This window comes from Cupriavidus sp. HY129, from assembly GCF_059492215.1.
The window spans coordinates 2,168,269-2,190,382 of sequence record NZ_CP083254.1; the positions used below are offsets into that span (position 1 = coordinate 2,168,269).

The window sequence follows — 22,114 nt, forward strand, 5'->3', positions numbered from 1 at the left end:
CGAGGCCGAGGGCAACCCGTGACCCTCGGAACAGACATCTTGTCTTGATTAGTTGTCGTCGCCTGCGCTGCCGCCCTCCAGACGGGCGCGCAGTTCGCGCGCCGTCTCCAGCAGGCCTTCATAGCCGGAGCGGGCGTGCTCGGGCAAATCGGGGTCGCCGATCAGCGTGCCGAGCGTTTCCATCACACTGTAGACCAGCCCCTTGGCGGCGCCGGTGGCGATGCTCTCGGACTCGACGGCGCTGCTGAGATGCTGCAGCGCATCGCTCAGGTGGTCCGCCTGGCTTTCATCGGACGGATTGGGCTTGCGGGAGTCTGGCGTCATGATCAATAGCGTTGTGAATCGGTTTGTGCGTCACATGCGCACGATTCCATTCTACTCGCGCGTCACGTCTGTCTGAATGGATTGCGCATGGATTGCGCGGATACGCGAAGTGCATTCTAGATCATGCCGACGAGCAAGCCTCGCATGGCCCCTTCGCGAAGGCGCGGCAGATTAACTCAAATAAGGGATGCCAATAGCGGGAAACTCTTGCTGCGATTGACACTATCATCGGCAAAACGATTCACAACACGGCACAATATCCACTGTTGCCCCCCCCGGCTAAATCCCGATTCTGGCGAGGACTTGATTTTCGCCAAGCTGGTAACATATCGGCGTCAGCGGCGCATCCTGCCGCGCGCCGTCGCGCTGCGAGTCCGCGCAATGTCGTGTAAGGTAGCGGATCGCGCCGACAGCTGTTGTCCGCCTTCAACATAAACTGAGCGATACCTGAGGTTCCCCGCCATGAGCGAACAAATCAAATACGTGAGCGACGCTTCGTTCGATGCCGACGTGCTCAAGTCCGACAAGCCCGTGCTGCTCGACTTCTGGGCCGAATGGTGCGGTCCTTGCAAGATGATCGCCCCGATCCTGGACGAAGTCGCGAAGGACTACGGCGACAAGGTGCAGGTCGCCAAGATCAACGTGGATGAAAACCAGCAAGTGCCGGCCAAGTTCGGCATTCGCGGCATCCCGACGCTGATCCTGTTCAAGAACGGCCAAGTGGCCGCGCAGAAGGTTGGCGCGCTGTCGAAGTCGCAACTGACCGCGTTTCTGGACAGCCAGCTGTAAGCTGTACCTGCCCGGGGCCGAACGGCTCCGGGAATGCACTACCCGGTCATGCGTGCGCCAGCTCTGGCGCGCCGGCCGGATTGTGCTATGATGCCACCCAACAACTTCCCCGAGCGTTCGCTCATTCTTTTCCCCCTTCTCCTTGTTCTTGCCCGTCCGGGCACTTCTGTACCCCTCGTCTATGCACCTGACAGAACTCAAATCGCTTCACGTGTCTGCGCTTCTCGAAATGGCGGCAACGCTCGAGATCGACAATGCACAGCGGATGCGCAAACAAGAACTGATGTTTGCGATCCTCAAGAAGCGCGCCAAGATGGGCGAAACCATCTACGGAGACGGCACGCTGGAAGTTCTTCCCGACGGCTTCGGTTTCCTGCGCTCGCCGGAAACTTCCTACCTGGCCAGCACGGACGACATCTACATCAGCCCCTCGCAGATCCGTCGTTTCAACCTGCACACCGGTGATTCGATCGAAGGCGAAGTGCGCACGCCGAAGGACGGCGAGCGCTATTTCGCACTGGTGAAGGTGGACAAGGTCAACGGGCAGCCTCCCGAAGCGGTGAAGAACCGCATCATGTTCGAGAACCTGACGCCGCTGCATCCGAACCGGCCGCTCACGCTCGAACGCGACATCCGCGCCGAGGAAAACATCACCGGCCGCATCGTCGACATCATCGCGCCGATCGGCCGTGGCCAGCGCGCGCTGCTGGTGGCATCGCCGAAGTCCGGCAAGACCGTGATGCTGCAGCACATCGCCCACGCGATTGCGAACAACCATCCGGAAGCCGACCTGTTCGTGCTGCTGATTGATGAACGTCCGGAAGAAGTGACCGAAATGCAGCGCTCGGTGCGCGGCGAAGTGGTGGCGTCGACGTTCGACGAACCTGCGATCCGTCACGTGCAGGTGGCCGAAATGGTCATCGAGAAAGCCAAGCGTCTGGTGGAACTGAAGCGCGACGTGGTGATCCTGCTGGACTCGATCACGCGTCTGGCCCGCGCCTACAACACCGTGGTGCCGGCATCGGGCAAGGTGCTGACCGGCGGTGTGGATGCCAACGCGCTGCAGCGTCCGAAGCGTTTCTTCGGCGCCGCGCGTAACCTGGAAGAAGGCGGTTCGCTGACCATCATCGCCACGGCGCTGATCGAAACCGGCAGCCGCATGGACGACGTGATCTACGAAGAGTTCAAGGGCACCGGCAACATGGAAGTGCACCTCGAGCGCCGCCTGGCCGAGAAGCGCGTCTACCCGGCCATCAACCTGAACAAGTCGGGCACGCGCCGCGAGGAACTGCTGATCAAGCCGGACATCCTCCAGAAGATCTGGATCCTGCGCAAGTTCATCTCCGACATGGACGAAGTGCAGGCGATGGAATTCATCCTGGATAAGATGAAGCCGACAAAGAACAACGCGGAATTCTTCGACCTGATGCGCCGCGGCGGCTGATGCCGCGCCGGTAGTCCATCCTGATAAAAAGGCGTACCCTTGGGTGCGCCTTTTTTCTTTCGCCCCCTCGCGAGAACCATGTTCGGAAAACTGACCAGTTTCCTGCGCGCCCGCTCGAAGGCGCGCAAGCTCGCCCATTACGCGATTCCCGACGATCTCTGGGCGCAAACCGTGGCTGCCCTGCCCTTCGTGCAGCGCTACAGCGAAGCTGACCTGACCGCATTACGCGAGCTGGCCACACTGTTCATCGCCAACAAGGAATACTCGACCGCGCACGACATGGAGTTGACCGATGAAATGGTGGTCAGCGTGGCGGCGCAGGCTTGCGTGCCCATCCTCAAGCTCGGCATCGAGTGGTATCGCGGCTGGCACGGCATCGTGCTCTACCCGGGCGAGTTCGTGATTCGCAAGACCATCCAGGAGGACGTCGGCTTCGAGGACATCGGTCTCGTACATGGCGTCGAGGAAGAGGCCAGCGGCGAGGCATGGGAACACGGCCCGGTGATCCTGTCATGGCCGGATGTGGCCTCGCCCGGCGCCGGGCTGGACGCCCACCATGGCGAACACGAACTACCGGTAGACACGTACAACGTCGTCATCCACGAGTTCGCCCACAAGCTCGACATGCTCAATGGCGAGGCCGACGGTGTGCCGCCGTTCTCGCGCGTTCTGCACCCGGGCGTCGACGCCGAGCAGTGGGCGGAGACCTTCCTGAGCGAATACGATACGTTCGCGGAGGCCTGTGACGCCTTGCCCGACCATATCTGGGACGACCCCGATCGACTCCCTCCCCGCCTGCAGGTGATCGATCCGTATGGCTGTGAGGCGCCGAGCGAATTCTTTGCAGTGGCGTCCGAAGCATTTTTTGTAGAACCTGTTGGTTTGCGACGGCAGTGGCCTACTCTTTATGACGCCTTGGCCCAGTTTTATCGGCAGAATCCAGCCGGGAATGCGGCAAGCGACACTTAAGACATCGCCAGTTGCCCAGCTACGACGCCATTTCGTTTGTTGCACCTGCACTTGATTTTCTGCCATAATCCCGGTTTGCCCGTTATCGGCAAGTGGTTCGCTCGCCGCAAGCATTCTGACCTGCGGCACGACGAGCGGACTGGCTACCCAACCTGAAAGGAAGCACCATGAAAGAAGGCATTCACCCGAATTACCGTGAAGTCCTGTTCCACGACGTGTCGAACGACTTCAAGTTCGTGACCCGCTCGACGATCCAGACCAAGGACACGATCGAACACGAAGGCAAGACCTACCCGCTGGCCAAGATCGAAGTGTCGTCGGAATCGCACCCGTTCTACACCGGCACGCAAAAGATCATGGACACGGCCGGCCGCGTCGAAAAGTTCCGCCAGAAGTTCGGCAGCAAGCTGGGCGCCGCCAAGAAGTAATTGCCCCGCTTTATGCGAGCAAGCGCCGCGCCCAGAGGACAGATGCTCCCGCGGCGCGCGACCTGACAAAGAGGCAGCATCGGCTGCCTCTTTGCATTTGTGCCCCCATAAGACGGTTTTCATGCGCCGGGGTCACATGCCTTACCATCTGCCGATGAGCCAAGCCAAGACTTCTCCCGTCCATCTGACTGCCGCTGCTACCGGTGCCCTCCCGCGCGCACTGCTGCTGGCGATCTGCATCATCTATGGACTGGCTGGCCTGTTCGGCCGCGACCCCTGGAAAAACGAGGATGCCGCCGGATTCGGCGTGATGTGGCAACTCGGCAGCGGCGGCCTGCAGGACTGGCTCATGCCGAACATCGTCGGCCGCCCCTACAGCGACGATGGCCCACTCGTATTCTGGATCGGCGGCGGCATGATCCGCCTGCTTGGCGGCTGGCTCGGCGCGCCGGATGCGGCAAGACTCGCCACCGCGCTGTTCTACTTCGCCACCTGCGCACTGATCTGGTACTCGACCTACCTGCTGGGCCGCCGCGACGAGGTGCAGCCCTTCGCCTTTGCCTTCGGCGGTCAGCCTGACGCGCGGTCCTACGGACGCGCGCTCGCCGATGGGGCCCTGCTGATCTTCCTGGCCTGCGTTGGCCTGGCGTTGCGCGGTCACGAAACCACCGCACAGGTCGGCCAGGTCTGCTTCATCGCCTTCACCCTGTACGGCCTTGTGCGCAGCCTTGACAAGCCGGTACAGGGCAGCCTCTGGTTCGGCGTCGGGCTTGGCGCCCTTTGCCTGGCCAGCGGGCCGATCCTGCCGCTGGTATTGCTTGCCGCGACACTCATTGCCGGACTGATCTGCCGACCGCTGCCGCTGATGCGGCTGCTGACGATCGGGGCGCCGCTCGGCATCCTCATCATCGCCGTATGGATAGCCACGGTATATTTCGGCGCCACCGTCACGGACGATGCGGTGACCTATATTCGCGAGTGGGCTCGCTACGACCGCCACACCTACGGCCCGCCTTCTCTGGCAGCCGCCGGCTTCATCGCACGCAACTTCTTCCTGTTCTCGTGGCCGGTCTGGCCGATTGCCGCCTTTGCATGGCTGTCGTGGCGCGGCATGCGCCGGGCACCCCATGTGACGCTGCCGCTGTCGTTCCTGGCCGTGCTGTTCGTGCTGCTGGTGTTGCTGCGCAGCCCGGGAGACGTGCAGTTCATCTTGCTGCTGCCGCCGATGGCCGTTCTGGCTGCCTTCGCGCTTCCGACGCTGCCACGCGCGGCGATCAACGCGATCGACTGGTTCTCGCTGCTGTTCTTCACGATCCTGGGCGGCACGATCTGGTTCCTCTGGGTCGCGAAGACCACGGGTTGGCCGCCACGCATCGCCAGCAACGTATTCCGTCAGTTGCCCGGATTCCAGCACACGTTCACGATCAGCGCCGTCATCATCGCGCTGGCGGTGACGGTGGCATGGGTGTTGATCGTGCGCTGGCGCCTGTCACGCGCGCCGAAACAGATCTGGCGACCCGTGGTTATTTCCGCCGCCGGCACGACGCTGATGTGGGTCATGGCGATGACGCTGTGGCTGCCGTCCATCAACTACGGCAAGACCTATCGAGACGTGGCACAGGCCGCCCAACTGGCGCTGCCGTCCACCTATACCTGCGTGCAGCCCATCCGCATGGGCGATGCGCAGCTTGCCTCGTTTGCCTATTTCGGTCATATCCGTTTCGGCGGTCCCGATGACGGCTGCGACATACTGCTGCGGCATGATGCCGTGGACTACGGCGCCCCGAGCAGCATCTCCCATTTCGAATGGCGCCTGATCTGGGAAGGTCGCCGACCCGCCGACCGTGACGAGCGCTTCCGCATGTACCGGCTCGTCGATTTGTCGCACACCACCCCGCCACGGCCGACAATTCAGCGCCGGCTGCCGCGTCAGCCCTGAGCATCTGCCGCCCGGTAGCATCCGGACGGCGTTGCCACCCGCTGGCACGCGGCCGGCCCCTACCCTAGAAGAACGATGAGCAGCGCGCTGCAAGATATTCGTCGCATTACCCATCTGGCCGCCCCCGTGCTGGTTGGACAACTGGCGGTCATCGCGTTCGGTGTCATCGACACCATCATGTCCGGCCGTGCCTCGGCCACCGATCTTGCCGCTGTCGGCTTGGGCGGATCGATCTATGTCACGGTCTACGTCAGCCTGATGGGCGTGCTGCAAGCGCTCGCGCCTGTTGCGGGACAGCTGTACGGCGCCAACCGATCCGCGGAGATCGGCGCCGAGGTACGGCAGGCCGCATGGCTCGGCGTGGCGCTGGCCATCCCCGGCATGCTGTTGCTGCTGTTTCCCGCACCGTTGCTGGAATTCGCCAAAGCACCACCCGAGTTGGTCGAAAAAGCATCGCATTATCTGCATATCGGCGCATACGGCCTGCCCGCAGCGCTGGGGTTTCGCATCTACATGGCGCTGAACAATGCGCTATCTCGCCCCGTCATGGTGACGGTGCTGCAGATCGCTGGCCTGGCACTCAAGATTCCACTCAATGCCTGGTTCATCGAAGGCGGTTATGGCCTCGCCCCGATGGGCGGGCCCGGCTGCGCGCTGGCATCCACGCTGATCAGCTGGATATGGTTTCTATCCGGACTGGCGATCCTGCTGCGCGGTACGGCGTACCGGTCCCTGGAGATCTTCACGCGTTGGGAGTGGCCACGCTGGGACCGGATTCAGCCTCTTCTGCGCCTGGGGCTGCCGATGGGACTCACCTACCTGATCGAGATCACGTCATTCACCCTGATGTCGATCTTCATCACACGCATGGGCACCGATACCCTTGCGGGGCATCAGATCATCGCCAACCTCAGCGCCGTGGCGTACATGATGCCGCTGTCGCTATCCATCGCCACCTCGACGCTCGTCGCGCAGTCCATTGGCGCACGCGATATGGCTGCCGCGCGGCGTATCGGCTGGCGTGGCATTCGCTTGGGCGCTGGACTCTCGCTACTGACCGGCATGCTGCTCTGGCTGCTGCGCGAGCCGCTGCTGCATGCCTATGTCAGCGACCCGGCCGTAATTGCCAAAGCATTGCCGCTGATGCTGTTTGTCGCGTTCTATCAAGCCTTTGATGCTGTACAGGTCATGAGCGCGTTCATCCTGCGCGCGTACAAGATCGCGCTGATCCCGACGCTGATCTACGCCGGCTCACTCTGGGGCGTGGGGCTTGGTGGCGGCTATGTGATGGGTTTCGGCCTGATCGATGCGCTGCCCGCCTTCACGCGCGGCGCATCGGGCTTCTGGTTGGCCAACAGCATCAGCCTGGCAATTGCCGGAACGCTGCTGGTTCGATACTTCATGCGCGTGAGTCGCGTTGGATAACCCCAATCAATGGCGCACAGAAAAAATGCCCGCGTATGCGGGCATTTTTTATTTGGTGGAGCGGACGGGACTCGGCTACATCCCACAGGCTGCGGATTCGCTTGCAAGCGAATCTCTGCGAGTCCGGCCAGGTGCCGCGCAGATGGCTCGCTCCGTTTCGTACAGACGAAAAAAATGCCCGCTTGCGCGGGCATTTCTAATTTGGCGGAGCGGACGGGGCTCGAACCCGCGACCCCCGGCGTGACAGGCCGGTATTCTAACCAACTGAACTACCGCTCCTTTTTCGGTTGCTATCCGAAGCTTCGCTCCGGACAGCCAACTGGACGTTTGATTACGTCCAACATCTGGCGTCCCCTAGGGGATTCGAACCCCTGTACTCACCGTGAAAGGGTGATGTCCTAGGCCTCTAGACGAAGGGGACAGAAACTATTTGCAAGCAACGTTTCCGTCTACTGCTGCGAAGTCCGCCATTCTAGCAGAGATTTCGCAATCTGAGGCACTTTTTTACTGCATCCGTGCCTCGGAAATTCTGGTGGAGCTAAGCGGGATCGAACCGCTGACCTCTTGCATGCCATGCAAGCGCTCTCCCAGCTGAGCTATAGCCCCAAATTATAATCGCAGCCCATTACTGTGGCACGATCATCTTTGATTTTTTGAGGCTGAAAATTTGCCTCGGGTAAATCGAAAGGTGATTATCAGATAATCACCTCTCACCCAAATAAAAACCCGCTTGGTTTCACCCAAGCGGGCTCAGTCTGGCGGAGCGGACGGGACTCGAACCCGCGACCCCCGGCGTGACAGGCCGGTATTCTAACCGACTGAACTACCGCTCCTTTGTCGGTTGCTATCCGAAGCTTCGCTCCGGACAGCCAACTGGACGTTTGATTACGTCCAACATCTGGCGTCCCCTAGGGGATTCGAACCCCTGTACTCACCGTGAAAGGGTGATGTCCTAGGCCTCTAGACGAAGGGGACAGAAACTTGGTGGAGCTAAGCGGGATCGAACCGCTGACCTCTTGCATGCCATGCAAGCGCTCTCCCAGCTGAGCTATAGCCCCATAGTTACTGCCATTTACTGCAATCTTGCTCACCAGATTTACTGCGTTTCTGGCGAAGCGGCGATTATAAAGCATTCTCACCGTTTTGCAAGCCCCGTTCGATTTTTCAACCGTTCCGCTTGACTCGCGTCGTGCAGCGGGGAGAACGAGATTATGCTGAAGTCTCGACCAGAGCGCAAGCCCCAGCCGAGACTTTTTCAGCAGTTTTTTACGCTGCAGCCAGACGGCGCAGCACCGTGTCGCGACCGAACAGTTCAAGCACCGCGTCGATGCTCGGCGTCTGCAACTGCCCCGCCACCAGCAGGCGCACCGGCATCGCCAGCTTCGGCATCTTCAGGCCGAACTCGGCCAGCACTGCCTTGAACGCGGCACCAATCGCTTCGCGCTTCCACTCCGGCAGCGCCGCGAGTTGCGTGGCCAGTGCCTGCAGCGCGGGGCGAATCTCGTCCGTCAGGTGTTCGGCCTTCAGCGCCGCATCGGCCTGCGGCTCGCCGCGATAGAACAGCATCGCGGTCTGCGCCACTTCCTTCAGCGTGTTCGCGCGGTCCTTGACCAGCGCGATCACGTCCACCAGGTTCGCGCCTTCGACCTTGCCGCCGAGCGTCTCGATGAACGGACGCGTCAGATCTGCCAGACGCGTGTTGTCACCAACCTTGATGTAGTGGTTGTTGAGCCACGCCAGCTTTTCCGGGTTGTATTGCGCCGGGGACTTGCCCAGGTGCTCCAGATCGAACCACTCGACGAACTGTTCGCGCGAGAAGATCTCAGCGTCGCCGTGCGCCCAGCCCAGTCGCGCCAAGTAGTTCAGGACAGCCTCCGGCAGATAGCCTTCATCCCGATATCCCGTGACGGGCAGCGCGCCATGGCGCTTGCTCATCTTCTCGCCCTGCTCGTTGAGCACGGTGGGCAGGTGGGCGTAGACCGGCACCTCGCCACCCAGGGCGCGGATAATGTTGATCTGTCGCGGCGTGTTGTTGACGTGGTCATCGCCCCGGATCACGTGGGTGATCTTCATGTCGAGGTCGTCCACCACCACGCAGAAGTTGTAGGTCGGCGTGCCATCGGGGCGGGCGATGACGAGATCGTCGAGTTCATCATTCGAGATCTCGATGCGGCCCTTTACAGCGTCGTCCCACACCACACTGCCGCCGATCGGGTTCTTGAATCGCACCACGGGCTGCACGCCAGCCGGCGGCTCGGGCAGCACCTTGCCCGGCTCCGGACGCCAGAAACCGTTGTACCGCGGCTTTTCGCCGGCAGCACGCTGCGCTTCGCGCAAGGCGTCGAGCTCCTCGGTACTCATATAGCAGTGGTAAGCCAGCTCGTTGTCGAGCATCTGCTGCACCACCGCGCGATACCGGTCCATCCGCTGCATCTGGTAGAACGGGCCTTCGTCGATGTCCAGATCGAGCCAGGCCATGCTTTCCAGGATGACGTCGACGGCGACATCGGTCGAACGCTCCACGTCGGTATCCTCGATACGCAGGATGAAGTCGCCCTTCATGCGGCGGGCAAACGCCCACGGATAAAACGCCGAGCGAATATTGCCGAGGTGAATAAAGCCGGTCGGACTCGGTGCGAAGCGGGTGCGGACGCGTTGTGTCATGGTTCGGGGAAACAAAAAGGCCCGCGCACGGATGCGCGCAGGCCGGATGTCAGGGAATGCTGCATTATACGCGCTGCCCGATACGATCTCCGCCGTGGAATCATTTATGCTGCCGCCAGTCTGACACTCGGCCATGCGCGATGCGGGGCCCCACAGTGCCCCCGGCGTCACATCCAGCAAGATCTCCTTTCCTCGATGCAACGACGAAACTTCCTGGGCGCCTCGGCAGCGATGCTGCTGGCAGCCTGCTCCTTCGGCCCCAAGCCGGACGCGACGAACCCTGGCACCACCGCCACCGTGCCACCCGTGGCGACCACCCCGCCCCGGCCCATCCGCATCGGCCTGGCGCTCGGCGGCGGAGCGGCGCGTGGCTTCGCGCACATTGGCGTGATCAAGGCGCTCGAAGCCCAGGGAATTCGCCCGGATATCGTCACGGGCACCAGCGCGGGCTCAGTGGTAGCGGCACTCTACGCGTCGGGCATGGATGGCTTTACGTTGAACAAGCTCGCGCTGACGATGGACGAAGCGACCATCGCCGACTGGGCCCTGCCCTTCGGCACACGCTTCGGCGGCTGGCTCAAGGGCGAGGCGCTGCAGAACTACGTCAACCGCCTGGTCAAGAATCGTCCGATCGAGTCGATGAAGCTGCCGCTCGGCATCGTTGCCACGGATCTCAAGACCGGCGAGCGGATTTTGTTCCGGCGTGGCAATACCGGTCAGGCGGTACGTGCATCGAGCAGTGTCCCGGGCGTATTCCAGCCGGTGGCGATCGGCGGCCACGACTACGTCGATGGTGGCCTGGTGGAGCCGGTACCGGTGGATGCCGCCCGCGAGATGGGCGCCGATTTCGTGATCGCGGTGAATATCTCCGCCGATCCGGCAAGCCAGAAAAATGGCGGGCAGAGTGGCGTCCTGCTGCAGACAACGGCCATCATGGGGCAGTCGATCAACAAGATGGCGCTGGCGCGCGCCGACGTTGTGATCCGGCCCGACCTGCCGGATATGGGCGGCAGCGATTTCACGTCGCGCAATCGGGCGATCCTGGCTGGCGAGCAGGCCACGTCTGCGGTACTAGCGGCGTTGCGTGAAAAGCTGGCCGCCGCGCGCAATCGTCCGACGACGGGCGGAACCATCGCGACGCAATAAGCGGCGACCCGCCGCGCCCGAACATCACCCTCCCCCAAACAGCACGCAACAAAAAAGGACTGCCTGAGCAGTCCTTTTTTGTTTTGCCTTCGGGATTTGCCGCTTCAACAGCCGCAAACCTTAGGCGCCGTACTTAGCCACCGTAAAGCGAGCGGCCCTGGGCATTCGGATCGTAACGCTTGAGCGTCTCGATCATGTTGCTGGTGTTCTCGACCGAGCCACGCGCCGAATCGTCGATGCGGCGGGCGCCGTTGTAGCGTGTCACCCAGTAGGCGGCACGCATGTCATCGACACGGATCTTGCTGCCGGTGGACGGCGCGTGCACGAACTTGTTGTCGCCAATATAGATGCCGACGTGCGAGAACGTGTGGCGCATGGTGTTGAAGAACACCAGATCGCCGGGCCGCAGATCGTTCGCCGCAACCGTGGCGCCAACCTGGCTCATTTCGACGGAGCGACGGGGCAACATGAAGCCGAAGGTGTCGTTGAACACGTAGCGGACGAAGCCGCTGCAGTCCAGACCCGATTCAGGGCTGTTACCGCCGAAGCGATAACGAACACCGATCAGACCCAGCGCGTTCATGACCAGGTCGCCAGCTTTCGTGGCGACATTGCTGGTGGAGTTCATCATCGACGACAGCAAGCCACGCTTGCCTTCCGGATGCGCGTCCGTGACATCTGCACGGGCGTCGATCCGGGCGTCGGTATCCTTGAACACCGTATCCGCCAGCACTCCATTCGACACAGTCGCACCGCAGACAATGGCAATTCCAACGGCGGCGCGCGCCAGGGAATGAAGTACCGTTCGCTGCATTGGTTCTCCTGATGATCGGGCAAATCTGACCGGCGAGTAAGACATCACCGGACAGCGTGAAAACATCAGGGCGGATCGGACGCAAGAAGTACGCCAGTAGAAAAGCTCCCGTCTCGCACCAGCCGCGTGCACTGCCGGTCTTCCCCAAGACCTCACGCGGCGGACGAACCACCCCCAAAAAACTTATCGGGCGATCTTAAAGTAGCCGCCCTTGACATGTCAAAGATGGTTACAAATTTCCCTCAAATCGCCTGCAAATCAACGAACTAGCGCAAAAAACGCATCCAGTTTCTTGGTTTTCGCATAAACAGCGGATGTTACGCCGGCGTGTCAATGCATGATGCGACGCACATCAAATCAAGCCACACCTAGCTGGGCCGCCGCCATCAGCTTGCGTGTATACGAATGCTGCGGTGCGCCGAGTACCGTTTCGGTCTCGCCCGATTCCACGACCTCGCCGTTCTTCATCACCACGACCCGGTGCGCCATGGCGCGAATCACGGCCAAGTCGTGACTGATAAAGAGATAGCTGAGGTTGTACTTGTGTTGGAGCTGTGACAGCAGAGCCAGCACTTGCTGCTGAATCGACACATCAAGTGCAGAAGTCGGCTCATCCAGCACCAGCACCTGAGGTTTCAGGATCAGGACCCGGGCAATGGCGATACGTTGCCGCTGGCCGCCCGAGAACTCGTGCGGGTAGCGCCCCAGCGCGGTGCGGTCAAGCCCCACTTCGCGCAGTGCCTCGATCACGCGCTCGCGCGTTGCCTCGCGCGACAGGCCCGGCTGGTGCAGCGCGAGCCCTTCCTCCACGATCTGCTCGATCGTCATCCGGGGGGACAGCGACCCGAACGGATCCTGGAATACCACCTGCATCCGCGAGCGCAACGCGCTGCGCTCCTTGCTCGTGCAGGTATCGAAGCTGCGGCCCAGGAACTGGATCGTGCCGCTACTCTTGCGCTGAAGCGCGAGCACGGCGTGCGCCAGCGTCGTCTTGCCCGAGCCCGACTCCCCCACGATTCCGACCGTTTCCCCTTCGCGCAACTGCAGGTTCACCTCCTTCACAGCCGGGAATGCTTCCTTGAGGAACCAGCCCGCCATGCCAGGACGCTTCTTCATGTAGTTGACGCACAGCGCATCGGTCTCCAGCAACACCGGGGCCAGCGGCACCAGCGGCAACACCTCGCGCCGGGGCCGACTGTCGATCAGCTTACGTGTGTAGGGATGGTGCGGATTGGAAAAGACCTCGGTGGTCTCGCCCGTCTCGACCAGGACGCCCTTTTCCATCACGCCCACGCGCTGGGCGAACGCCCTGACCATGTTCAGATCGTGCGTGATCAGCATCACCGCCATGCCGAACTCGGCCTGCAGGTCCCGCAACAGGTCCAGGATCTGGGCCCGGATGGTCACGTCCAGCGCGGTGGTCGGCTCGTCGGCCAGCAACAGCTTGGGGCGGCACGCGAGCGCCATGGCGATCATCGCGCGCTGACGCTGACCACCCGACAACTGGTGCGGGAAGCTATTGAAACGGTTGGGCGCGTCGGTGATGCCGGTGCGCTCGAGCAGCGCAATCGCGCGATCACGGGCGGCCCGGCGGTCCAGTCCTTCGTGCAGCGCCAGCGTCTCCACGATCTGGTTACCGATCGTGTAGAGCGGGTTAAGCGCCGTCATGGGCTCCTGGAAGATCATGGCGATCTCCGACCCACGAATGCGGCGCATCTCGCGATCGGACACCTGCAGCAGATCCTCGCCCTCGAAACGGATCGAGCCCTGATAGTGCGCATCCTCGACCAGTCGAAGCATCGCCAGCGCGGTCACGGTCTTGCCCGAGCCCGATTCGCCGACCAGCGCGTAGCGCTCGCCGGCCCGAAGGTCGAAACTCACTTCGCGCACCGCGCGCGTGGCGTGTTCGCCCTCCCCGAAGGTGACCGACAGGCGGTCCACGCACATTAGCTTGGTACCCGGCGCTGGCACTGCCGCCGGTTCGGTAAAGGTCATGGCCAGGCTCATCGGACGGCCTCCGCTGCCCCGCCACGTGCCGGCACCTTCGGCGCCACGCGGCCGCGCATCTGGGCCAGGCCCATGCGCGTGTCGAACGCATCGCGCAGCGCGTCTCCCATGAACGTCAGCAGCAGCAGTGTCAGCACCAGCACCGCGAAGGTCGACAGGGAAATCCACCACGCATCGAGATTTGCCTTGCCCTGCGCCAGCAGCTCGCCCAGGCTAGGCGTGGTCGGCGGCACGCCGAGACCCAGGAAATCCAGGCTCGTGAGCGCCAGAATCGCCGCGCTCATCCGGAACGGCAGGAAGGTGATCACCGGCGTCAGGCTGTTCGGCAGGATATGCCGCCACATGATCTGCACGTTGGACAAACCCAGCGCGCGGGCCGACTTGACGTAGTCGAGCGAGCGATTGCGGTAGAACTCGGCGCGCACGTAGTCGGACAGCCCCATCCAGCCAAACAGCGACAGCAGGATGATCAGCAGCGCCAGACTCGGCTCGAAGATCGAGGCAAAGATGATCAGCAGGTACAACTCGGGCATCGAGCCCCATATCTCGATCGCGCGTTGCGACATGAGGTCGAACCGGCCGCCGAAGAACCCCATCAGCGCGCCCGTCAGCGTGCCGACCAGCACGCCGATGATGGTCAGCGCCAGCCCGAACAGCACGGATACGCGGAATCCATATAGCAACCGCGCCAGCACATCGCGGCCACGGTCATCGGTGCCAAGCCAGTTTTCCGCCGAGGGCGGCGCCGGATTCGGCTCCTTGGCGAAGTAGTTGATCGAATCGTACGAATAACGGTTCAGCGGAAAAATCGCGAAATTGCCATGCGTCGTGATTCGATCGAGGATGAACGGATCGAGATAGTCGGTGCGCGTCGGGAAATCGCCGTCGAACGTGGTTTCCGGGTAGACCTTGGCGATCGGCAGGTAGTACTCGCCCTTGTAGCGGACCACCAGCGGCCGGTCGCTCGACAGCACCTCGGCGCACAGGCTCAGCACGAACAGCGCCACGAACAGGATCAGGCTCCAGTAGCCAAGCCGGTTGCGACGGAATCGTTGCCAGGCGCGCTGGCGCGGAGACAGCGAGTGCGGCAGCCCGTTCTGGATTGGGGCGCGTTTGAAGGGATTCATCGATGCATCCCCTCGAAGTGAATACGGGGATCGACCATCACGTAGCAAATGTCCGAAATCAGGCGCGTCACCAGACCGATCAGCGTGAACAGGTATAGCGTGCCGAGCACCACGGGGTAATCACGACGCAGCACCGCCTCATAGGACAGCAGACCCAGCCCATCGAGCGAAAACAGTGTCTCGATCAGCAGCGAGCCGGTAAAGAACGCGCCGATAAACGCCGCCGGGAACCCCGTCACGAGCGGAATCAGCGCGTTACGGAACACATGCTTCCAGAGCACGCGGCGCTCGGACAGGCCTTTGGCCCGCGCGGTCAGCACGTACTGCTTGCGGATTTCCTCCAGGAACGCATTCTTGGTCAGCATGGTGACCACGGCGAAGCTGCCCACGACCGATGCCGTGATCGGCAGCACCAGGTGCCAGAGGTAATCCATCACCTTGCCCATGAGCGACAACTGGTCCCAGTCATCGGAGGTCAGGCCGCGCAGCGGGAACCACTGCACGAACGTGCCGCCGCCAAACAGCACCAGCAGCAGCACGCCAAGCACGAAGCCGGGAATCGCATACCCCACCAGCACGATCATGCTGCTGATCACGTCGAAGCGGCTGCCGGCCCGGATTGCCTTGGAGATGCCCAGTGGCACCGATATCAGATAGGTCAGGAAGAATGTCCAGAGCCCCAGGCTGATCGACACCGGCATCTTCGACTTCACCAGTTCCCAGACGCTGCGGTGCTGGAAGTAGCTCTGGCCGAGGTCAAACTTTGCAAAGCGCTTGAGCATCAGGAAATAGCGCTCGATCGGCGGCTTGTCGAAGCCATACAGCGCCTGGATCTCCTTGATCTTGTCCGGGTCCACGCCGCGACGGCCGCGATACTCGGCGCCGCCGCCGCTGGCCTCCGCTGCACCGCCCCGCCCTTTCATCTCGAGCATCATCTGCTCGACCGGGCCCCCGGGCACGAACTGGATCACGACGAACGTAAGCGTAATGACACCGATCAACGTCGGAATCATCAGCAAAATGCGCTTCAACAGATAGGCAAGCATGGCCGTCCGGGTTCGGGATTACTGGGTCTTTGGCACCAGGTCATTGCGCCACCAGTTGGAGAGGATCCAGCCTTCCGCCGTGTAGTAGTACGGCAGACGCGTCGGGTACGCCATCTCCTTGCGATATGCCACACGATGGAACGCACTGTACCAGTTTGGCACGATGTAGTAGCCATGCATCAGCACGCGGTCGAGTGCGCGGCCGGCGGTGACCAGTTCATCGCGCGACCGGGCGTGCAGCAGCGTGTCGACAAGCTTGTCGACCGCCGGCGACTTCAGGCCGAACAGGTTGTCGGAACCAGGCGTGCCCGCCGCTTCGGCCGTGAAGCGGTCGCGCAGTTCGTTGCCAGGGCTCTGGGAATCCGGGAAACGGATCGACACCATGTCGAAATCGAAATCCTCGAGTCGCTTCTGGTAGAGCGCGAAGTCCGTGGTGCGCTGGTTCACCTCGATGCCGAGCTTCTCCAGGTTGCGGATGTAGGCCGTGATAACCCGACTCATGGCGCCGCCGTCATCCAGGAATTCGAACACCATCGCCTCGCCCTTGGCATTGCGCAGCGCACCATCCGAATAGGTCCACCCCGCCTGCGCCAGCAATCGGCGCGCATCGCGCAGGTTGTCGCGCAGGGAGCGCGGCGGGTTCGTCGTGGGCTGCACGACGTCCGCGCCGAACACTTCGGCCGGCAACTCGGCGCGTAGCGGCTCCAGCAACGCCAGTTCGCCCGGCCCCGGCTTGCCATCGAAGGTGGTGCTGGCAGCCAGTTCGCTGTTGGAGAACCAGCTGTCGAGCCGCTTGTAAGCCCCATAGAACAGTTGGCGGTTCAGCCACTCGAAATCCAGCGCGAGGATCAGCGCCTGGCGCACCCGCACATCCTGGAACATCGGCTTGCGCATGTTCATCACGAAGCCCTGCATCCCGGCGCCGTTGCGGTGCGGGAACTCGGTCTTGATCAGTTCCCCTTCCTCGAAGCGCTTCCCGACGTAACTCTTGGCCCAGTTTTTCGACCGATATTCGACGATTGCGTCGAACTCACCGGCCTTGAATGCCTCGAGCTTGGCCGTCTCGTCCTTGTAGAGACGGTAGACCACCCGGCCGAAATTGAACGTGCCGCGGCGTACCGCCAGATCCTTGCCCCAGTATTTCGGGTCGCGCGCGAAGACGATGCCGCGCCCGGCGTCGTAGCGTTCGATCTTGTACGGTCCGCTGGTGATTGGCTCCTCGAAGGTCAGCTTGTCGAACGACACCTTCTCCGTCCACTTCTTCGAGAACACCGGGAGCGAGCCGACGATCAGCGGCAGCTCGGGATTGCGTTGCTTGAAGTCAAATCGCACCGTGCGTTCGCCGGTCACCACCACGGCTTTCACATCGGTGCACATGCTGCGATAGCCCGGGCTCGCGAACTTGCTCATCAGCATGTCGTACGAATACTTGACGTCCGACGCCAGCACGGGGTCACCGTTGACGAAGCGTGCCTCGCGGCGAATATGGAACGTCACCGACAACTCGTCCGGCGCCACCGTGACATCGTCGGCCAGCAGGCCATAGGAGCTGGCGGTCTCGTCTGCGCTACTGATCAGCAGCGATTCGAACATCAGGGCGTTGAGCCCCGGCGCGGACGTACCCTTCAGGGTGAACGGGTTGAACTTGTCGAAACTGGTGCGTCGGTCCGGGTTGGCCAGCGTCAGCGTGCCCCCCTGCGGGGCATCGGCATTGGCGTAGTCGAAATGCTTGAAGTCCGGCGGATACTTGAGGTCGCCGTGGAGCGCAAAGCCGTGGGCAGCGAAAGCAGATAAGGGAAAACCCGAAGCCAGCACGATCGACAGCGCCGCCCACCCTTGCACTACCGCGCGTCGACAGAAGCACTGCCCTGCCGCCCGAAGCGGCCAACGTGCACGAATCAGCATCCGGTTGCAGACCTCCACAATGCTCAGGACAGCCCGGCGGCTTGTGGCCGGGCGAAGTTGTGCGACAATTTTACATGCGTTCGGGTGGCCAACAGCCATCCGGACATTCCCTCTACGCGGTGCAACAAAAGCGGGAAAGTTTGCTTATTGTGCATCGGCCATGGGCCATCGCATAAAATACGCCCGCCCCACACATATTTGGAGAATCTATGGGATTTCTGGCAGGTAAGCGGATCCTGATTACCGGTTTGCTTTCGAACCGCTCGATCGCCTACGGCATTGCAGCAGCGTGCAAGCGTGAAGGCGCGGAACTGGCGTTCACTTATGTCGGCGAACGATTCAAGGACCGCATCACGGACTTCGCCAAGGAATTCGGCTCCGACATGATCTATGAGTGCGACGTTGGCAGCGACGAACAGATCGACGCCACGTTTGCCGCACTGGGGCAGCGCTGGGAAAAGTTCGACGGTCTGGTGCACTCGATCGGCTTCGCGCCGCGCGAAGCCATCGCCGGCAACTTCCTGGACGGGCTGTCGCGTGAAGGCTTCCGAATCGCGCACGATATCTCGGCCTACAGCTTCCCGGCACTGGCCAAGGCCGCGATGCCGCTGCTCAACGACAAGGCATCGCTGCTGACGCTGACCTACCTGGGCGCCGAGCGTGTGGTACCGAACTACAACACGATGGGCCTGGCCAAGGCTTCGCTCGAAGCCAGCGTGCGCTACCTGGCGTCGGCGGTCGGCCCGCGCGGGATGCGTGCCAACGGCATTTCGGCCGGTCCGATCAAGACCCTGGCCGCCTCGGGCATCAAGGACTTCAGCCGCCTGCTCAAGCATTTCGAAGACGTGGCACCGATCCGTCGCAACGTGACGATCGAGGAAGTCGGCAACGTCGCGGCCTTCCTGCTGTCGGATCTGGCCAGCGGCGTGACTGGCGAGATCACGTATGTCGACGGCGGCTACAACATCGTGGGCACGGCCGTCGAGGACTGATCCGGGCTTCGCACCGCCCCTGCGATCCAGGCGCCCCAACACGGGGCGCCTTTTTCTTTCTTCAGGCCACGGCCTCGATCGCCGCCACGGCCCGCCCGGCGGCCGGCGAGAGCGTCCGCTGCGCAAGCCGCACGACCGCGAACTGCATTGTCATGGCGGGCAGACCCGGAACGTCGAGCGGCACCAGACCCCCCGCCGCCGTCTCATCGCGGACGGCACGCGCTGGCGCCAGCAACACCGCATCGGTGTGTTTGGCGAGATAGGTCAGGGCCCGGAAATCGTTGCTTTCGACCTGGAACGGCAGCGCCTCCCCCGGCTTGCAGCGCAACACCTTGCGCAGCCGCTCGTGCGTTTCGGGCGGGAACACCACCGATACCAGCGCTGCCTCCCTTAGCGCCGGCAGCAACACGGGCCGCCCCGCCAGCGGATGCCCCTGCCGCACGAACAGACCGGCCGACTCCTCCGGCAGCCGCTGCACCTCCAGCTCGGCCAGGGTCGGCACTGTGCTCTGCTCGATCACGACGAAATCCAACCGCTCGGCGCGCAACGCATCGAGCAGCGCGCGAGGATCACTGACCTCGGTCGCAATCTGCAGCCCGGGCCACTCCCGGTGCAGCAGGCAGAGCACCTCCGGCAGCAGCATCGCTGCCGGAAAGGCGCCGAGTCCGATCTGGACGCTGCCGATCTCGTGCTGCCGCACCAGCGTCAGGTCGCGGGTCAGGCAGTGCGTCTCGAACAGGATGCGCCGGGCGCGCTCGGTGACCATGCGCCCCACAGCGGTCAGCGTCACCCCGCGTGTGCCGCGATCGAACAACACCGCGCCCGCTTCCTCTTCCAGTGTCTGGATGCTTCGCGTCAGCGCCGGCTGACTTAGATGAACCCGCCGCGCTGCTGCTGCCAGTGAGCCTTCTTCCGCCACCGCGACCAGATGTTCGAGCCGTTTGAGATTCATATATGCGTAAATTGCATTGCTGCGATACTAAATTTGCACTTGAATTATAGGTCCGCACCGCATCCAATGACTCTTTTACCGACTCAGTCCTGTAGAGCCCACCCATGCGCATTGCCCGCTTGACCGTCCTTGCTTCCGCCGCGCTGACGATGTCCGTCGCGCTCGCCGGCCCGAATCCCGCCACTCCGCTGACCGAGCAATCGAACGCCGCATGGCTGCGCAAGCTGCCGTTCGCCGACCGTGCCGATTTCGAAGATGCCAAGCGCGGACTCGTGGCGCGCTTCCCCGAGGCGACGATCAAGAGCGCCGACGGCAAGACGGCGTGGGACTTCGGCGCCTACGCCTTCGAATCGGCGGCGGACGCCCCGCCCACGGTCAACCCGAGCCTCTGGCGACTGGCACAACTGAACAACGAAGCTGGCCTGTTCAAGGTGGCTGACCGCGTCTATCAGGTACGCGGCGCCGACCTGGCAAACATGAACATCGTCGAAGGTGACACCGGCCTGATCATCATCGACACCCTGCTCACGGCCGAAACCGCCCGGGCCGCGCTCGACCTTTACTACGCGCACCGTCCACGCAAACCCGTGCTGGCCGTGATCTACACGCACAGCCACGTCGATCATTTCGGCGGGGTACGTGGCATCGTCAGCGAGGACGATGTGAAGTCCGGCAAGGTCGAGATCCTGGCGCCGAATGGCTTCATGGACGAAGCCGTCAGCGAAAATGTGCTGGCGGGCGGCGCGATGGGCCGACGGGCGCAGTACATGTACGGCACCAACCTGCCGAAGAACGCCACGGGCCAGGTCGATACCGGCCTGGGCAAAGCCACCGCGCGCGGCACCATCACGCTGCTGGCGCCCACCTCGTCGATCACCAAGCCGATCGAGACGCGCCGGATCGACGGCATCGACTTCGAATTCCAGCTCACCCCGGGCACCGAGGCGCCCGCGGAGATGAACATCTATCTGCCGCAGTTCCGCACGCTTTGCATCGCCGAAAACGCGGTGCGCACCCAGCACAATCTGCTGACGCTGCGCGGCGCGCAGGTGCGCGACGCCAAGGCATGGTCTTATTTCCTGAGCCAGTCGCTATTGCGCTACGGCGATCGGACCGATGTGCTGATCGGCCAGCATCACTGGCCCACCTGGGGCCACGCGCGCATCGTCGAGATGCTGTCCGACCAGCGCGACATGTACGCCTACCTGAACGACCAGACCCTGCGGCTGCTGAACCAGGGCCTGACCCCGCTCGAGATCGCAGACACGCTCAAGACGCTGCCCGAGCCGCTGGCCAGCAAGTGGTATGCACGGGACTACTACGGATCGGTCAGCCATAACGTACGCGCGGTCTACCAGCGCTACCTTGGCTTCTACGATGGCAACCCGGCCCACCTGAACCCGCTGCCGCCCGAGCAAACGGCCAGGAAGACCATCGAATGGATGGGCGGCGCCGATGCCGTACTGGCCAAGGCCCGCGAGGCGTATGCGCGGGGCGACTACCGCTGGGTGGCACAGATCGGCAATGACCTGGTTTTCGCCGATCCATCGAACGCCGCGGCGCGCGCACTGCAGGCCGATGCGCTGGAACAGCTTGGCTACCAGAGCGAGAACGCCACGTGGCGCAACATCTACCTGACCGGCGCCCAGGAACTTCGCGATGGCGTGCCCAAGCTGCAGGGCAGCTCGCTGGGCTCGGCCGATCTCGTGCGCGCGCTGACGGTGCCGAACTTCTTCGACTACCTGGCCGTGCGCCTGAACGCGGACAAGGCCGCCGGCAAGGCCATGACGCTGAACTGGCAGTTCACCGACCTGAACCAGCGCTACGCGATGACGCTGCGCAACAGCGCGCTGACCTACGTGGCCGATGCCCAGCACGCGCAGCCGACCGCCACGGTCACGCTGACCAAGGCCACGCTCGACAAGATCAGCCTGAAGCAACTCACCCTGCCGCAGGCCATGCAGTCGGGCGCGATCCGCATCGATGGCAACCCGCAGGCCGTGGCGGGCCTGTTCTCCATGCTCGACACGTTCGACCCGGCCTTCAATATCGTCACGCCGCACGGATACCAGAAGTAGCCACGCGGTTCGCCACGCCGGCTCCAGCCCGAGCCGGCGGCTCGCGTCCCCCGCTTTAGTGTGGG

At 62.7% G+C, this 22,114-nt stretch carries 17 protein-coding genes and 6 tRNA genes; 9 read left to right on the forward strand and 14 right to left on the reverse strand.

Going from position 1 to position 22,114, the window contains the following annotated elements:
• Positions 1-48 precede the first annotated feature (48 nt).
• Complete coding sequence (locus tag K6G35_RS09775; RefSeq protein ID WP_008647936.1) at positions 49-324, reverse strand: hypothetical protein; 276 nt, start codon at positions 322-324, stop codon at positions 49-51.
• 462 nt (positions 325-786) lie between these two features.
• On the opposite strand from K6G35_RS09775, the gene trxA reads away from it, so the two are divergent.
• From trxA to K6G35_RS09805, 6 genes are all read left to right on the forward strand, one after another.
• Positions 787-1,113: a thioredoxin TrxA gene (trxA, locus tag K6G35_RS09780; RefSeq protein WP_008647939.1), complete on the forward strand. Its 327-nt coding sequence runs from the start codon at positions 787-789 to the stop codon at positions 1,111-1,113.
• A gap of 181 nt (positions 1,114-1,294) precedes the next feature.
• On the forward strand, positions 1,295-2,557 hold the full coding sequence (gene rho / locus K6G35_RS09785; RefSeq protein ID WP_008647942.1) for a transcription termination factor Rho: 1,263 nt from the start codon (positions 1,295-1,297) through the stop codon (positions 2,555-2,557).
• Positions 2,558-2,635: 78 nt separating this feature from the next.
• A complete protein-coding gene (locus K6G35_RS09790) occupies positions 2,636-3,526 on the forward strand; it encodes a M90 family metallopeptidase (protein WP_495675617.1) in 891 nt (296 codons plus the stop codon).
• Between the two features lie 167 nt (positions 3,527-3,693).
• Entirely contained in the window at positions 3,694-3,954 is a 261-nt protein-coding gene (locus K6G35_RS09795) for a type B 50S ribosomal protein L31 (protein ID WP_008647952.1), read from the forward strand.
• Between the two features lie 154 nt (positions 3,955-4,108).
• On the forward strand, positions 4,109-5,893 hold the full coding sequence (locus K6G35_RS09800; RefSeq protein ID WP_495675618.1) for an ArnT family glycosyltransferase: 1,785 nt from the start codon (positions 4,109-4,111) through the stop codon (positions 5,891-5,893).
• A 75-nt stretch (positions 5,894-5,968) separates the two neighbouring features.
• The gene (locus tag K6G35_RS09805; protein WP_008647956.1) at positions 5,969-7,318 is read left to right on the forward strand and encodes an MATE family efflux transporter; all 1,350 of its coding nucleotides are present in this window, start codon (positions 5,969-5,971) and stop codon (positions 7,316-7,318) included.
• A 202-nt stretch (positions 7,319-7,520) separates the two neighbouring features.
• Here K6G35_RS09805 and K6G35_RS09810 read toward each other — a convergent pair.
• The 7 genes from K6G35_RS09810 to gltX form a co-directional block, all read right to left on the reverse strand.
• Positions 7,521-7,597, reverse strand: a tRNA-Asp gene (locus K6G35_RS09810).
• A gap of 66 nt (positions 7,598-7,663) precedes the next feature.
• Positions 7,664-7,739 (reverse strand) — tRNA-Glu (locus K6G35_RS09815).
• A 109-nt stretch (positions 7,740-7,848) separates the two neighbouring features.
• A tRNA-Ala gene (locus K6G35_RS09820) sits at positions 7,849-7,924 on the reverse strand.
• A gap of 150 nt (positions 7,925-8,074) precedes the next feature.
• Positions 8,075-8,151: transfer RNA gene (locus K6G35_RS09825), tRNA-Asp, on the reverse strand.
• A 66-nt stretch (positions 8,152-8,217) separates the two neighbouring features.
• Positions 8,218-8,293 (reverse strand) — tRNA-Glu (locus K6G35_RS09830).
• A gap of 7 nt (positions 8,294-8,300) precedes the next feature.
• Positions 8,301-8,376: transfer RNA gene (locus K6G35_RS09835), tRNA-Ala, on the reverse strand.
• A 208-nt stretch (positions 8,377-8,584) separates the two neighbouring features.
• Positions 8,585-9,982 (reverse strand): glutamate--tRNA ligase, encoded by a 1,398-nt coding sequence (gltX, locus tag K6G35_RS09840; RefSeq protein WP_495675619.1) that lies wholly within the window; start codon positions 9,980-9,982, stop codon positions 8,585-8,587.
• 195 nt (positions 9,983-10,177) lie between these two features.
• On the opposite strand from gltX, the gene K6G35_RS09845 reads away from it, so the two are divergent.
• A complete protein-coding gene (locus K6G35_RS09845; protein WP_035882313.1) occupies positions 10,178-11,128 on the forward strand; it encodes a patatin-like phospholipase family protein in 951 nt (316 codons plus the stop codon).
• 133 nt (positions 11,129-11,261) lie between these two features.
• Here the strand turns inward: K6G35_RS09845 and K6G35_RS09850 are convergent, their stop codons facing one another.
• The 5 genes from K6G35_RS09850 to K6G35_RS09870 all read right to left on the reverse strand — a co-directional run bounded on the left by K6G35_RS09850 (position 11,262) and on the right by K6G35_RS09870 (position 18,027).
• Positions 11,262-11,942 carry a C40 family peptidase gene (locus K6G35_RS09850; protein WP_008641698.1) on the reverse strand — a complete coding sequence of 227 codons (681 nt, stop codon included), beginning with the start codon at positions 11,940-11,942 and terminating at the stop codon, positions 11,262-11,264.
• A 357-nt stretch (positions 11,943-12,299) separates the two neighbouring features.
• Positions 12,300-13,949 carry an ABC transporter ATP-binding protein gene (locus K6G35_RS09855; protein WP_152564861.1) on the reverse strand — a complete coding sequence of 550 codons (1,650 nt, stop codon included), beginning with the start codon at positions 13,947-13,949 and terminating at the stop codon, positions 12,300-12,302.
• Positions 13,946-15,076 (reverse strand): ABC transporter permease, encoded by a 1,131-nt coding sequence (locus K6G35_RS09860; protein ID WP_008641695.1) that lies wholly within the window; start codon positions 15,074-15,076, stop codon positions 13,946-13,948. The genes K6G35_RS09855 and K6G35_RS09860 overlap by 4 nt, the downstream gene beginning before the upstream one ends.
• Positions 15,073-16,122, reverse strand: coding sequence for a microcin C ABC transporter permease YejB (locus K6G35_RS09865; RefSeq protein ID WP_008641693.1), 1,050 nt, complete (start codon positions 16,120-16,122; stop codon positions 15,073-15,075). The genes K6G35_RS09860 and K6G35_RS09865 overlap by 4 nt, the downstream gene beginning before the upstream one ends.
• A gap of 18 nt (positions 16,123-16,140) precedes the next feature.
• Entirely contained in the window at positions 16,141-18,027 is a 1,887-nt protein-coding gene (locus tag K6G35_RS09870; RefSeq protein ID WP_035882312.1) for an extracellular solute-binding protein, read from the reverse strand.
• 209 nt (positions 18,028-18,236) lie between these two features.
• Between K6G35_RS09870 and fabI the strand changes: the two genes are divergently transcribed.
• Positions 18,237-19,019, forward strand: a complete 783-nt coding sequence (fabI, locus tag K6G35_RS09875) for an enoyl-ACP reductase FabI (protein WP_008641690.1) — start codon at positions 18,237-18,239, stop codon at positions 19,017-19,019.
• 61 nt (positions 19,020-19,080) lie between these two features.
• On the opposite strand, the gene K6G35_RS09880 is transcribed toward fabI, so the two are convergent.
• Complete coding sequence (locus K6G35_RS09880; protein ID WP_008641689.1) at positions 19,081-19,971, reverse strand: LysR family transcriptional regulator; 891 nt, start codon at positions 19,969-19,971, stop codon at positions 19,081-19,083.
• 104 nt (positions 19,972-20,075) lie between these two features.
• Here K6G35_RS09880 and K6G35_RS09885 point away from each other — a divergent pair, with 104 nt between their 5' ends.
• Positions 20,076-22,049 carry an alkyl/aryl-sulfatase gene (locus K6G35_RS09885; RefSeq protein ID WP_035882311.1) on the forward strand — a complete coding sequence of 658 codons (1,974 nt, stop codon included), beginning with the start codon at positions 20,076-20,078 and terminating at the stop codon, positions 22,047-22,049.
• Positions 22,050-22,114 lie beyond the last annotated feature (65 nt).